The organism is Kitasatospora saccharophila (assembly GCF_039529925.1).
Lineage (GTDB): Bacteria > Actinomycetota > Actinomycetes > Streptomycetales > Streptomycetaceae > Kitasatospora > Kitasatospora saccharophila.
Map to the genome: position 1 here is coordinate 21659 of NZ_BAAANS010000028.1, position 14037 is coordinate 35695.

Genomic DNA, 14037 nt, shown 5'->3' on the forward strand with positions numbered 1-14037 from the left:
CTGGTCAACCCCCGTCGAGCAGGGAGCCGCAGGCTATGGCGATTGACTTCGGACGACTGAGGATCGAACAGGTGATCGTGCATGCGATCCCTCGGGCGGTCCGAGACGATCCGAACCCCGAGCCGCTCCGACTGAGCGAGGTCGTAAGCCCTCTGGACGACGTGATGCGAGCATCGTTGCAGTCGCGCTTGCGAGGCGATCTCTATGCTTCCCGCGAGGTCGTCGAGGACCCGACCATCGAATCTCCGGTCCCCAAGATAATCCGGACATACTTGTCTGAAGAGCCGGACGACTTTGTGGATATGTCCCGCGAACTGGCACAGCATCTTCGGGGTAGCCAGAATGGACATAACCCGAATGGGATGCTCTTGGTTGCAGACTGCATGCTGCCAGGCTCTAGGGCGTTGATGATCGTGAAGCTTGAACATCAGGATGGAGTTCAGGCGTCATTCTCGAACTCCGCCGGCAAGAAGACCTTCGACGTCCAGCAAGTCCCCGATCTTATGTATACCTCAAAGTCCCGCGTTTACAAGATCGGATTTTTTCTGGCAAGTGCCGTAGAAGGGGAGATGATTTCCGGCTGGGTGACCGATAAGCAGAACAGTAACGGAATTGCGGCGCAATTCTTTCTGGCCACCTATCTCGGATGCAGGCCCAGGCAGGACCCCGCCGAGGTCACACACGCCTTCTACGATAAGTCAGTTAAGTGGGTCAACGCTCAAGAAATTCCACCGGAAACCAAGTCCGTCTACTTGGTTTCCCTGCACGCCGAACTGCTGAGCCAGAGTTCTGACGTAAACCCGCGCGAGTTTGCCCGCAAGCATCTTGACGAGGAGCACCGAGACGGCTTCCTCAATTCCGTCTGCGGCGACGATATTCCAAAAAGTGGGTTCCCTAAGGATGTCGATAGGATTGCAAGTCGTCTCTCGACAATCCAGATCGCATTTGGCGGCGGCACCTCAGTAATCGCGCCACAGAGCGCCTTCGATGATGGAACTGTCACCATGGAGCAGGCCGACAACGGGAAGAGCCGGCTCGTCGTGACTGATGATGTGACGGAACTGAAGGGCAAGGCAAAAAGCGGCGCCAGGCCAAAGAAGGATAAGCCAGAAGGTGTCGCCGAGACTGAGACGTCCTCAAGTCAATCCCACGAGGATGACCAGGAATGACAAGCACTCTCGAAGCCGCTCGAATTCGCTTCATCTCAGAGCGCGATAAGTATGAAGAGACTGCTCTATCCGTGGCAGAGTCGATCAAACAGGCACTCCGCGAGAAGCACGTAGTATTCCAGGTATCCAGCAGAGCCAAGACCGTTGCAAGCTTCGTAAAGAAGGCTCTTGCTAAGAACTACACTGATCCATGGACAGGAATTACGGACAAGGCCGGTGTCCGCATCGTATTTGATATGCCAGCGAGCCTAGATATTGGCCTGCAGGCGGTTCGAGAGGTATTCCCAGACGCGGTCATTGAAGACGATCGTCAGGTTGTCGGCAATGAGGACAGGCTGAAGTACCCGAAGGTACATGCCCAGGTCACCCTTCAGTCTGGCGATGGAACAGAGGGCCTCAGCTGCGAGATCCAATTGCGTACAGCAGCGCAAGACCTGTGGTCGAAGATGTCACATGCCCTCCTGTACAAGCCGACGGCGCCAGCGTCGGCTGATGTCAGACGCTCCCTGTATCGTCTACTTGCACTGGTCGAACTGTACGACTCTGAGGTCGAACGGGGCATGACCGCAATGGCAAATAATCCAGACTACAGGGAAGCACAACTACTTCAAGAGGCCGAAGCCGTATTCCACACCTTCGTTGCCAGCGACTATCAGATAGCGCTATCACAGGAGGTGATGCCTGTATTGTCCAGGTTGATTGATATGGACATCTCTACATATAGAGATAAGCTTACCACCTTCGTGAGCCTGAATCGCGAGAAGCTTATCGAACTTTACCAAGAATACGGCCCAGAGAGTGACTCAGGGAAAAATGGGCGCTTCCCTCTAGCCGGCCAGCCTGAGAGCGTTCTGATCTTTGAACGGCTAACCGAGTCGCCTGAACTCCTGCGATCTCGATGGGCTAGGGACTTGCCTGCTGACTGGCTGACTGAAATAGCGTCCGTTTGGGGGATCGATCTTTGAGTGAAGAGTCTGGCTCCATCAGCTCCGCGGGCATTGCTGTTACAGCCATGTTCGTTGAGGTTCTTGTAACTGGCATCGGATTTTTGTCTGCAGTATCCGTGTCCGTCCTGGCAATTTTTCGAGTCTCTTCAGAGGAAGCTTTCAAGAAGCTCGATACGCCTGTGGCCGCAGCTGTTTTCCTGGCGCTCGCGTACGTCCTCGGGATTGTCGTCGACCGAGTGGCAGACCTTATCCTTGGCCGCTGGTCTGCCGCCCTCCGAAAGGAGCACTTTCCAGACTCGGACAGCTATCTGTCGGCGCGACTCAAGGCTTCGAGATTTCCTGACATTGCAGCCCAATCAGTCTATGCAAGAAGTCGAATGCGGGTTTGCCGCGGATGGATTGTCATCTTCCCGATTTTGACTACTGCACTAGATATCTGGATGCTTCGAATCAGGCCGCACGGAGAAGGCGCTACCCCCGTGGTTCTCTGCACAGTTCTGGGAGCTATTTTGACGGGTGCAACTATTTTTGCTTGGCGAAGCATTGTTAGGGCGGGATACCGGCAGCTCGCCTCAGAAACTGTCGCGCTCGGCAGTACTCGCGCGTGAGCCTGGGTGCCCTGTGCCGGCCAGCCGGTCCAGGGCACCCGAACCAAGCGTCAGCGAAGCTTGACTGCCAGCTCGTTACGAGAGCCGTGACGCGGGGGCTTCGCCAGCCCTGGTGGTCGTGACCAATGGTCATATTCGTCACCCTGACGCGAATTCGTCGGAGTCGATCCGCTGGACGGCCCCGATCTGAGATGCTGAGGGTCCGTCGAGAGGGGCCGCAGCGATGCAGTGGAAGATCCACGGGGAACGTCCGATCTACGAGAACCCATGGGTGAACCTGTGGTTGGTCGACGTTGAGCAGCCGGACGGGCACCGATGGGAACACCACGTGCTCAAGCTGCGGCACCTGGCGGTAGCCGCGGTGGTGAACGACCAGAAGCAAGTGCTGATGATGTGGCGGCACCGGTTCATCACCGACTCGTGGGCCTGGGAGCTGCCCATGGGCTTGATCGAGGCGGACGAGACTCCGGCGGAGGCTGCGGGCCGTGAGGTGCTGGAGGAGACCGGCTGGAAGGTCGGGGAGGTCAAGCCGCTGATCTATGCCCAGCCGGCCAACGGCATCACCGACTCGGAGCACTTCGTCTTCCGCGCCGAAGCCGTCGAGTACGCCGGGCCGCCGACTGAGCGCAACGAGTCGGACCGGATCGAGTGGATTCCGCTCTCCGACCTGCGGGGCATGATCGACCGGCGCGAGATCGTCAGCAGCGGCTCACTGGTCGGTGTGCTGTACCTGCTGCTCGATGAGGCCGGGCTGTAGTCAGGCGGTCAGCTCCCGGATCCGGGCCGACAGCTCGGCGGCGGGCCGTGTGCTGCGGTAGGGGGTCAGTTGGTGGCGGAACTCCTGGAGGTGGGCGAGCACTCGCGGGGATGCCACCTCGGTAGCGAGGGAAAGGGCTCCCCCTGCCGTGGTGCACGCTAATTCGACCTGACGGCGCTGGAGTTGGGTGCGGGCCAGCCAGAAGGAGTGGAAGGCCCGGCCTCGCAGGTTGGCGGACGGCTCGCTGCGTAGGGCTTCCTCGATGAGGGGTTCGGCTGCTGCCGCGTCGCCGAGCTGGCCCAGCGCGATACCAGTGTCGACGGTGAGCTTCGTCCGGTTGAAGTACTGGACCCACGCCGGATCGTCATCGGCCGAGTCGATACGGTCGAAGTGCCGGCGGGCGTCCTCGATCGCCTGGTGAGTGGCCTCCTGGTCGTGCGCGCTGGCGTGGCCGAAGGCTTCCCGCATGGACAGCATCGCCATCAGCCTCGGCGTGCCGCCGTCGAGTCGGGCACTGTCCTGTGCGGCCCTGGCAAGCGTGATCGCTTCATGCGCCTTGTCCTCGTAGGTGGCTTGGAGGCTTAGGCAGGAGAGCACGTTGGCGATGAACGGGCGGTCGCCGATGACTCGTGCCAAGCGCAGGGCCTCGGTGAAGTAGCCCCGGGCCGTGCTGTACTGCCGGGCGTCGAAGTAGGTCCAGCCGGTGAGTCGCGCGAGTTCGGCCGCGATGCCGTGCAGGCTGCGCTGGTAGTTGGGATCGGCCGTGTCGCGCAGGACATCCAGCACGTAGCGGAGTTGGCCCATGACGGCTGGGCGGAGGGCTTCACCGCCGTGCTCGTCGTCGCGCCGCCAGTAGTCCTCGATGGAGGCTTGGAGGGACCGGAGCACGGTCGGCGTGACCCGGGTGCTGGCCGCTATGGCAAGGATGCCGTCCAGTTCGAGGCTGGGCAGCACCGAGCCTGCGGATGGGGTGGCCGGCTGGTACAGCGGTAGAGCGGGCCGGAACGTCGCCTGCTGGCCCTCCCAGGCCCGGGGAGCAAGGCCGACCATGTGACCCGGGATTCGGAGGCCGTCCGCGATCCGTTCGATGACAGTCATATTGGTGATCTCGCGGTGGCCCGCGATGACCTCGCCCACCCGACTGGGCGTCAGCTCGCAGGCTCGCGCGATGCGGGATGCGTGAAAGCCGCCTCTGGCCTTGGCCAACCGGAAGACCGCGGTGAAGTCCCGTACCGCGCAAGCGGCCACCATCTCGGGGGCAGCCAGCAGTCGGCTCGGCAGCCCGGATGACGGCCTGGAGTCAGTCATGTCCGGTACCCCCAGCACCCGCGAAGATGATCACTCGGTGTCACTTGGCATAACTGCCCGCGAGTTTACCCACGGTGGGTAATCACCTGGCCCTTATTTCGAAACTGGCGGCCCGGCCATTCTGAGAGTCCTCCCGGGAACGCCCGGGGAACCTGACTGAGACGGAGGGCGGTCCGTGCTGATGAACCTGGTCAACACCGCCGCACTGCCGACGCCACTGACGTGGGAGGTCGAGCCTGACTTGGCTACCGTCCCGTCAACGCGCCGACTGATCAAGGGGATTGCGCAACAGTGGGGCGTGCCGCTGTCCGCTGACGCGCTGCGTGATGTCGAGCTGTGCGCCAGCGAGGTGCTCACCAACGCTGTCGAGCACACCGGGGCCCGCTTCCGCGTCACCGTCCGCTGGACCGGTGAGCGCCTGCGCGTGGAGGTCGCGGACACTAGCCTTCGCCCGCCCGACCCCGGCACCGCCGCCGACACGACCACCGGCGGCCGTGGACTGGCCCTGGTCGAAGGGCTTGCCCACTCGTGGGGCTGGCACCCCGAGGGCGCGGGAAAGGTCGTGTGGTTCGAGTGCACGGCTGATCAGTTGGTGACCGGGACCGGGCGCCTCGCCGTCCTCGTCAATGTCGCTCGGACCAGGGTCGCCGACCTGCCGGACACGGCCTGACCTCCTCTCAATCTCCACCCGGCCCTTGGGGAAACGGGCCGGTGGACCACGGCGCCAGCCGCCACGCCCCCCACGGCCGGCTGGAGCCGCCCAAGTCTTCCTGCCGGAACCCCGGCGGGAGTTCCCCAAGTAGAAGGGAAGAAGCACATGGTGCAGGACACCCCGGCGGCCCCGGCCGCTGAGGGCGGCCTCCTGGTCGCCTCCAGGAAGATCGCCGCCGCTCGGGCCCGTACCGAGCAGCCGTCCGACGTCAGCAGCGGCCGTTCCGACGGCAACGACTGATAAGGCTGCCCACGATGCTTGATGCTGCTTCGTGGGCGGCGCGTCTGGGCGGGGACTCGTTCCTCGCCCAGACGTTCAACCGCTCCTATGCCGTCATTCCGGGTGAGGCCGCCGACGTTGCCGGCCTCCTGTCCTGGGACGACCTGAACACCATCCTCGCCACTCAGCGCCTGGAACCCCCGCGGCTTCGGCTGTCGCTGGACGGCGAGATGCTGCCCCTGCACAGGTACGCGCTGCCGGTCACCACCAGGCGCTCGGTCACCTGGCACCGCGTCCAACCGGCCGAGCTGCACGCCCGGTTGGCCGAAGGGGCCTCCCTCGTCGTGGACTCGATCGAGAAGATGCACCCGCCGATCGGGACCGCCGCTGAGGCGCTGGAGCGCTTCCTCGGCACGCTGGTGCAGGTCAACGCCTACGCGTCGTGGACCGAGCGGGAGGGCTTCGGAACGCATTGGGACGACCACGACGTGGTGGTGGTCCAGATGTACGGCGCCAAGCGCTGGAAGCTGTACGGCCCCACGCGGACCGCTCCGACGTTCCGCGACGTGGAGACCCCGGAAGAGCCGGAAGGTGACCCGGTGGCAGACATCGTCCTGACTGCAGGCGATGTGCTCTACCTGCCGCGAGGGTGGTGGCATGCGGTCACGGCCGATCAGGGGACGGCTTCCCTCCACCTGACGTTCGGCCTGGTGACCAACACCGGTGCCGAGCTGCTGACGTGGGTGGTCGATCAGCTGCGGTCGCGTCTCGCCCTTCGGCTCGACGTGCCGCGCTTCGCCTCGCCGAGTGAGCAGTCCGCGTTCGTGGACGGGCTGCGGACAGAGGTGCTGGCGGAGCTGTCCGACCCGGAGTTGGTGAGCCGGTGGGCTGAGTCGGTGGACACCACGCATTACGGACGCGCGGTGCCCTCGCTGCCGTACATCGACGGCCTTCCGGATCGTCCGGAGGTGTCGGTTCGCCTGACTGCTCCTCGGGCACGGCTGACGGAGAACGGGACCGAGGGCACGGTGACCCTCGCTGCGGCGGGGACCGCGTGGGACTTCGCCGCACAGGCGGCTCCCATGCTCCGGGTCCTGCTGACCGGTCAGCCGGCCACGCTCGGATCGCTGGCCGGGACGGCCGACCTGGAGGTCAAGGACATCGCCTCGCTGCTGTCCGTCCTGATCGAGGGCCAGGCAGCCGCCGTGGTGGGGACGGCGCTGTGACCGCCGTCCTCGCGTTGGGAACGTACCGGGTGCGCGCCGTCGAGCAGGCGGCGCGCACCGCCCTCGCCTCCGTAGCGGCTTGGGTGGACACCGCCCCCAACTACGCTCACGGCCTGGCCCACCGGGAACTGGCACCCGTCCTGGCCCAGCACTCGGACGCCGGGGTCAGCACCAAGACCGGATTCCACACGGCCGAACAGGGCCGCGCCGCCGTTGCGGCTGGTGTGCTCAGCCGCGCACAGGCGGCCGTTGGGCATTGCCTCGCCCCGGCGTTCGTCCGTTGGCAGACCGAGCAGTCCCTGAGCATGCTGGGCCGCGCCAGCCTGGTCTTCGTGCACAACCCCGAACACGCCGTCCGGGGACGCGACCGCGCTCAACTCCACGGTGAGCTGCGGGAAGCGTTCGCCGTCCTGGAGGACTTCGCGCAGGCTGGCCGGATCGGCGGGTACGGCGTCGCCACCTGGTCGGGCCTGGAATCGGGCGCGTTCACGGTGCCGGAACTCCTCCGCCTCGCCGGGCAGGCCACTGGCTCCGACTCGCACCACTTCACTGGGCTGCAACTGCCGGTGAGCCTGGTGATGGCCGACCCGATCACCCAGGGGCTCAAGGGTGACGGTCCACTCGTGGAGACGCGGCACCTCGGGGTGACCACCTTCGGCTCGGCACCACTGCACGGCGGTGAGCTGCCCGAGCTGATGACACCCGAACTGGTGGAGTTGATCCGCCCCGGCCTGACGGCCCCGGCCGCCGCGCTGCTGGTGGCGGCCTCGTGCCCCGCGCTGGACGTGGTCCTGCTCTCGGCCAGCAGCGCGCAGCACTGGGACGATGCTGCCCAGGCACTGGCCGAACCACTGGACGTGGACCGACTCGGGAAGGTGATGGATGCACTCGCCACCGGATGAAGCGATCAGAGTGCGGATGGAGGCCGCGCACCGGGACGCGGCGTACAAGTTCGGAGTGACTTGCGACGGCGCTCCGGTGTGGGGAGTCCTCGGTGTGACCCTCAGCCGGCGGGCCGGGGAGCGGTGGTTGCGGGTCTTCTCGACCAAGCGGACGGACGCGGCCCGGCCCGGCGGCCAGGGCATCGTGGGCGCCGAAGCGCTGGTGCCCGACGACGTGCCGCGCCCCCGGCTGCACGGCTCCCTCGACTGGGTCACCGACGGGTTCGGCTACGGGGCGGACCTCCTCGACTTCGTACCCCACCCGGTCATCTCACCCCACCGCCCCGACCTGGACCACGACCCCGGCCTGACCGAGGAATGGTGGTGCACCCTGCGCCGCGCCATCAGCAGTCTCGGCAGGGCACAGGGCGAGCGAACCACCGTGCGGGACAGCTGGATCGAGAAGGCTTTCCCGCAGTTCCTCGGCATCCCCGCACCCGAAAAGGTCGAGCGCGCGACTGGCCACGGTGACCTGCACTGGGGAAACCTGACCGCGCCGCTGAACATCCTCGACTGGGAGCGCTGGGGCCTGCTCCCCGTCGGCTACGACCCCGGCCTCCTGTACGTGAACAGCCTCCTAGTCCCCGAGGTGGCCGCACGCATCCGCGCCGAGTTCGCGGATGTGCTCGACACCCCCGCCGGCCGAATCGGCGAACTCGTCGCCCTGGCCGAGATGCTGCAAGCCGTCGCCCGCGGCTACTACCCCGAGCTGGCCCCGCTCCTGGTCGCCCGCGCCGCCGAACTCACCGGCATTCGGCCGCCTGAGCCCAGCAGTTCGGAGATCCCGGCCTGACGGCCAAGAATGTGAGTGCCTGCCAGCAGTGCCCCGCGCCTTCCCGGTGTCGGGGCACTCGGCGTTTCCGGCTCCGGCACCCCGGGGCGGGGACCATTCCGGCCGGGCTCCCCGATAGCTGCCGAGTTGTAGGGGCGGGCGGGTTCGGTCAAGCCCGCGTGTACGGGCCTGGTGCTGGCTGCGGTGGTGAATGTTGCGGGCTTGACGGGTTCCGTTCGCCCCGGAGAATCGGGCAGCGGGGAGCCTGGACGTACGGCGGTCAGCCATCGGCCTTGACCTGTGCGCTTCGGGCCTGGCGTCTGTCGGGTCCTTACCGGCCCTGGTATGCCGCTTGTTTGTTCCTTGCGCCGCCAGCGGGGCCGGCCATAGCGGGGCGCGAGACAGGAGCGGCGGGCGGCAACGCGGCGGCGCGCGGCCCGCCTCTGGCGGGCCGCCCTTGATCCAGTAAAGAAACTTTCGACACGCCCTCCGGCATGGGGCCGCCCCTGCCTGGGCCGGGTCCCTTTCCGCCGCTGAGTCCTCGCCACTTGCGGCCTGATGACCAGTTGGCGCACCGAACCGCGTCCCGCCCGCTCCCGTGCCCCTTCCGGTCGCCTGCGCCCTGCCCCGAGGCTTCGGGCGTTGGCGGGTGACCGGTCGCCTGCTGCGGACTGGCAGCGGCGGACCTTGCCGGCCGCCCTGGCCGTGCACCACGGCACCCGGCCGTCTTAAAACGGCCGCTCCATCCGGATAGTTGCACCGCGAGGGCGACCGAGACGACGCGCGAGAGGGGGCCGACTGTGCCGTGCGGGGCCCATACCACAAAGTCGGCCGTCTGCGTCCGGCCGCCGATGCGCGAGAGTCGTTCATGCGGCCGGACAGCAGTCGGGCACTACCAGGTTTTTCCGGCCGCACCAAGTGCGGGAGTGGGGTGCACACTGCTTCCGCAACGCGCAGCAAGGCCCCGATCGCGGGGGTTCGCGCTCGCGTTTGGTGCGGCCGGGAAATGTCTGCAAACTGCTCCCGCACCGCGCCGCCGGACCCGGCAAATAGCCCTGTGACGGGCATCACATAACCGAGTTTCAAGCCCATTCGACCAAAGATGCCCCCTTGTTTCGAAAGGGCAATTCGTAGACGGAAGGAGAAGGCGTTGACTAAAACCCGTCAGGCGCATAACGCGGCCCGTATCTCTCACGCAAGCACCACCCTGACGGGCAGAGTGGTGCACGGGCCGCAGGGCTCGGGGTGCCGGTCGGACAGATCGGTGGCGTAGCCGGCATCCACCATGGTGTGATCCGCACCACGCCCGGGAGGGTTCGTTCCTCTCGATGTCTCTCGCTCTTCATCGCTGCTTCCCGCCGCTTTCGCGACGGGTGCGAGGGCTCGTAAATCGGTCCTCGACAGGGCCCGCCGGGTCGGGTTTTCCTTGACCCGCACACCCCGCCCGGCGGGCTTCGCAACGGGGCTCGGAACTCCGATATTCCGGCCCGTCATCCTTTCCTTCCTTTTCTTCGACTCCCTGGAGTTTTCATGGCTCGCATTGTCATCCGCCCCGACCTGACCGGCACCGCGCACATGGTCGCCACGGCGCCCGTGCCGAAGCTGGCCGACGCGGCCACCGGTCAGGTCGCCACCGACCGCGAAAGCGGCGCAACGCTGTACACGGTCCAGCTGCTGGAGACCTACGAGGGCAAGGCCCAGCTGATCAAGGTCACCGTGCCCGAGGGCGGGGTGGACACCTCGCTGACGGTTGGCGCGGTCGTGCGCCCGGTCGGTCTGATCGCCTCCCCGTGGGCGAACGTCTTCAACGGCCAGATCTCCCAGGGCGTGGCCTACCGCGCTCAGGCGCTGGATCTCGCCTCGGCCGCTGCCGCGCCCAAGGCGGTCAAGTCGTGACGGGCAGAGGCGTCCTGGCCGGGCCGGTGGACCAATCGCCCACCGGCCCGGCCGGGCCCCACCCGGCACCCCCGCCCTCGCCTTCTCCCGTCCCGGGCCGGTGCGCCCGTGGCTGTTCCAACTCCCTGCAAGGACAAGTCTCTTGTTGCCCACCCCCTCTCCTTCGCCGTCTCCGTCCCCGGGGCCCGACCTGCTCCCCACCCTGGCCCGTCTGCGCTTCCCTCCGATCACCTGGTACGTGCTCGGCGCCGCGCTGCTGGTCCTGCTGTCCTGGCTGATCGTCATCACGGTCCGGTACCTGGTCGCCGACCCTGAGACCCGGGCCAGCATCCGGCAGGCGTTCTGGATACGCCGCCGCTGGCACCGCCTCGCACGGGCCCTGAGCCTGGTCACGACCGACCGGGTCCCCACCCTGGGCCAGACGATCGTCATCGACGGGCAGCGCCGCCCCGAGCCGAAGATCCTCACCCCCTCGATCCGCACCAAGTGCGACCCCTACGGCGTCCATGTCACGGTGAACACCGTGCCCGGCGTCGGCCTGGATGACTTCCAGAAGAACGCCGCCTACCTCGCCGACGCCTGGGGCTGCGTGCGCGTCGGTGCCGACAAGGACCCCGACAAGCGGGGCCGTTTGCTTGTGCGCGCCGTGCGCATCGAGCCGTTGGCCCGCAAGACCACCTGGGTGCCCGACGGCAAGGTGCCGACCGACCTGTCCCGCTGGCACCTGGGACTGGATGAGTACGCGCGGCCGGCCGTGCTCCACGTGGCCGACGTGCCCGGCATGGTCGTCGGCGGCCTGCCCGGCAAGGGCAAGAGCGCCCTGATCAACGCCTTGATCTCCCGGCTCGCCCCCTCCCGTACGGTGCAGTTCGCCGTGGCCGACGGCAAGGTCAAGAAGGCCCACGAAGGCGACTACGCCGACATCACCGATCGCCTCTTCGCGTTCGCCGGGGCCGACCTGGAAGAGGCCAACGCCCTCTTCAAGCGCCTGGCCCGGCTGCGGGACGAACGGTCCGAACTGCTGCGCCAGACCCTCAAGGTCAGGGGCATGTGGGAGGTCGGTCCGACCCCCGAGTGGCCGCTGGTCGTCCTGGTCATCGACGAGGCCCATACCTTCTTCCGCGACTTCAAGGGCTCCGACCCCGCCACCCGGCGCCGGGCTGAACTCGCGCGGGAGAACGTCATCCTGGTGGAAGAACTGGTGAAGATGGGCCGCAACACGGGCTTCCTGATCGTGCTGATCACCCAGAAGCCGACCGGGGACGCCATCCCCACCGCGATCCGCGACGTGTGCTCGGTCGCCCTGTCCTTCGCCCAGCGCAGCACCGAGGCCGCTGTGGCCACCCTGGGCGAGAACATCCGCCAGTGGAAGGACATGGACCCCAGCACCATGCAGCACTCCGACTACGTCGGCGTCGCTGTCATGGCCCGCGACTCGCACGAGGGCTTCCTGCGGGTGCGCACCCCCTACGTCAGCGCCGACGACACCGCCCGCATCGCCCGCGCCACCGCCCACCTGACGGCGGACCCCGCCGACCTGCTCACGTCCTTGGCTCCCGCCCCCTCCGCGCTGGCCACCGCCCCCGGCCAGGCCCCCGAAAGCGGCCCGGATCTCCGCACCAAGGCGGCGCGTGCGGTCTCCACCTCCTCACCCGGCACCCCTGCCGACCTGACCGGCCCCGGCTCCACCCCGCTGGCTCCCGCATCCCCCGGCTCGACGCAGCGCGCGCCGCGACGCTGACAATCGCACCGCCGCATAGCGGTTCCCCGGCGGCTCTGACCGCCTGACCTCCCATCCCGCCCTGCCTCGCGCCGACCGCGAGCACCACCCCTCGTGGTCGGCGCGACGGCACCCCCATGCCTCACGCATCCCTCAACTGCCCGGAAGGACAGCCCAGATGACCTACATCGACCCGCAAAAGGTCCCCAGCTTGTACGTCCGGGATCTGCTCGACCTCGCCCAGCGCGACGACTTCGACCGCATCGAATCCACCATCGAACGCCTCGGCGGCTGCACCCGTCCCATCCAACTGGTCGGCCACACCACGACGTTCGACGCCGCCACGCACGAGGTGCTGCGGCACTACACCACCGCCAGCGAACCCCTCGGCCGCCTCCTGACCGCCTGCGGCAACCGCCGCGCAAGTCGCTGCCCCACCTGCTCGCGCGTCTACGCCGCCGACACCTACCAGCTCATCCGAGCGGGCCTGGCCGGTGGCAAGGGCACCCCCGAGCAGGTGCGCGCCCACCCGCGCGTGTTCACCACCCTCACCGCCCCCAGCTTCGGCCCGGTCCACAACCGGCCCACCACCAGGACCGGCAAGCCGTTCCCCTGCCGCTGCGGCACCCTGCACCCCGCCGGCCACCCCGCCCTGGGCACCCCGCTCGACCCGACCACCTACGACTACGCCGGGGCCGTCCTGTTCAACGCCCACGCCGGGAAGCTCTGGGACCGCTTCACCACTTACCTGCGCCGCGAGATCTCCCGCGCGGTGGGCCTGACCGTGACCGAGCTGCGCGAGCAGTGCCGCGTGTCCTTCGCCAAGGTCGCCGAGTTCCAAAAGCGCGGCCTGGTCCATTTCCACGCCATCGTCCGCCTTGACGGCCCCGGAGGCTCCACCGAGCAACCCCCGGCCTGGGCCACCATCGGCCTCCTCACCGATGCCGTGCGCCGAGCCGCTGACCGGGTCCACGTCACCGTCACCAGCGACTCCATCGGGGAACGCGAACTCCGGTGGGGTGCGCAACTCGACGTGCGCGAGATCCGCGCCAACGACGCCACCGCCAACGGCTCGGCCCCGCTCACCGACGCCGCTGTGGCCGGGTACGTCGCCAAGTACGCCACCAAGAGCGCCGAAGGGACCGGCACCATCGACCGGCCCCTCTACTGCGGCCCGTGCAAGGGACGCGGACGCGTCCCCACCCCCGCCGGCCTGACCGATGAATGCCGGGCCTGCGAGGGCACGGGCCTGGCCGAGCCGATCGCCGATCTCCGCGTGGCTGGCCACGTTCGTCAGATGATCCGCACCTGCTGGGACCTCGGCAGCGTGGCCGACTTCGCCGAACTCAAGCTCACCCGCTGGGCGCACATGCTCGGCTTCCGGGGCCACTTCTCCACCAAGTCCCGCCGCTACTCCACCACCCTCGGCGCAATCCGCGCGGTCCGCCGAACCTGGCAGACCGAACAAGCCCGCATCCGCACCGGACACGCGCCCCTCGACCCCACCGCCACCCTCGTCGTCTCCGACTGGCGGTACCTCGCCACCGGCTACACCCCTGGTGAAGAACTCCTCGCCGAAACCGTCCGCGACAACCGCCAAGCCACACAACGCCTCAAGCGAGAGGGGGACTTGCAGTGACGCCACTGACGGAGGGTCCTTCCTTCTCGTCCTCTCGACTCTGCCCCGATGAGGCCGTGGATCGCTGGATCGAGAAGCACCTGGCGACGGCCCCGCGCTTCTCGGATGACCAGCTTCGGGAGA

At 67.1% G+C, this 14037-nt stretch carries 12 protein-coding genes; 11 read left to right on the top strand and 1 reads right to left on the bottom strand.

Annotated elements, in window-relative coordinates:
* Positions 1–35 precede the first annotated feature (35 nt).
* The 3 genes from ABD345_RS20940 (at position 36) to ABD345_RS20950 (ending at position 3481) form a co-directional block, all read left to right on the top strand.
* Positions 36–1169 (top strand): nucleoid-associated protein, encoded by a 1134-nt coding sequence (locus ABD345_RS20940; RefSeq protein WP_344553947.1) that lies wholly within the window; start codon positions 36–38, stop codon positions 1167–1169.
* Positions 1166–2134, top strand: a complete 969-nt coding sequence (locus tag ABD345_RS20945; protein WP_344553949.1) for a RelA/SpoT domain-containing protein — start codon at positions 1166–1168, stop codon at positions 2132–2134. The genes ABD345_RS20940 and ABD345_RS20945 overlap by 4 nt, the downstream gene beginning before the upstream one ends.
* Positions 2135–2947: 813 nt before the next feature.
* The gene (locus ABD345_RS20950; RefSeq protein ID WP_344553950.1) at positions 2948–3481 is read left to right on the top strand and encodes an NUDIX hydrolase; all 534 of its coding nucleotides are present in this window, start codon (positions 2948–2950) and stop codon (positions 3479–3481) included.
* On the opposite strand, the gene ABD345_RS20955 is transcribed toward ABD345_RS20950, so the two are convergent.
* Positions 3482–4789, bottom strand: a complete 1308-nt coding sequence (locus ABD345_RS20955; RefSeq protein WP_344553951.1) for an NsdA family TPR-like regulatory protein — start codon at positions 4787–4789, stop codon at positions 3482–3484. It lies immediately after the preceding gene.
* Positions 4790–4970: 181 nt separating this feature from the next.
* On the opposite strand from ABD345_RS20955, the gene ABD345_RS20960 reads away from it, so the two are divergent.
* The 8 genes from ABD345_RS20960 to ABD345_RS20995 all read left to right on the top strand — a co-directional run bounded on the left by ABD345_RS20960 (position 4971) and on the right by ABD345_RS20995 (position 13914).
* A complete protein-coding gene (locus ABD345_RS20960; protein WP_344554057.1) occupies positions 4971–5459 on the top strand; it encodes an ATP-binding protein in 489 nt (162 codons plus the stop codon).
* A gap of 147 nt (positions 5460–5606) precedes the next feature.
* Positions 5607–5741 (top strand): hypothetical protein, encoded by a 135-nt coding sequence (locus ABD345_RS20965; RefSeq protein ID WP_344553953.1) that lies wholly within the window; start codon positions 5607–5609, stop codon positions 5739–5741.
* 14 nt (positions 5742–5755) lie between these two features.
* Positions 5756–6946, top strand: coding sequence for a cupin domain-containing protein (locus ABD345_RS20970; protein WP_344553955.1), 1191 nt, complete (start codon positions 5756–5758; stop codon positions 6944–6946).
* A complete protein-coding gene (locus ABD345_RS20975) occupies positions 6943–7848 on the top strand; it encodes an aldo/keto reductase (RefSeq protein WP_344553956.1) in 906 nt (301 codons plus the stop codon). Before ABD345_RS20970 ends, ABD345_RS20975 begins: the two co-directional genes overlap by 4 nt.
* Positions 7849–7942: 94 nt before the next feature.
* Positions 7943–8680, top strand: coding sequence for a hypothetical protein (locus tag ABD345_RS20980; protein WP_344553957.1), 738 nt, complete (start codon positions 7943–7945; stop codon positions 8678–8680).
* Between the two features lie 1509 nt (positions 8681–10189).
* Entirely contained in the window at positions 10190–10555 is a 366-nt protein-coding gene (locus ABD345_RS20985) for an SCO3933 family regulatory protein (protein WP_344553958.1), read from the top strand.
* A gap of 145 nt (positions 10556–10700) precedes the next feature.
* A complete protein-coding gene (locus ABD345_RS20990; protein WP_344553960.1) occupies positions 10701–12296 on the top strand; it encodes an FtsK/SpoIIIE domain-containing protein in 1596 nt (531 codons plus the stop codon).
* Between the two features lie 157 nt (positions 12297–12453).
* A complete protein-coding gene (locus ABD345_RS20995) occupies positions 12454–13914 on the top strand; it encodes a replication initiator (protein ID WP_344553961.1) in 1461 nt (486 codons plus the stop codon).
* Positions 13915–14037 lie beyond the last annotated feature (123 nt).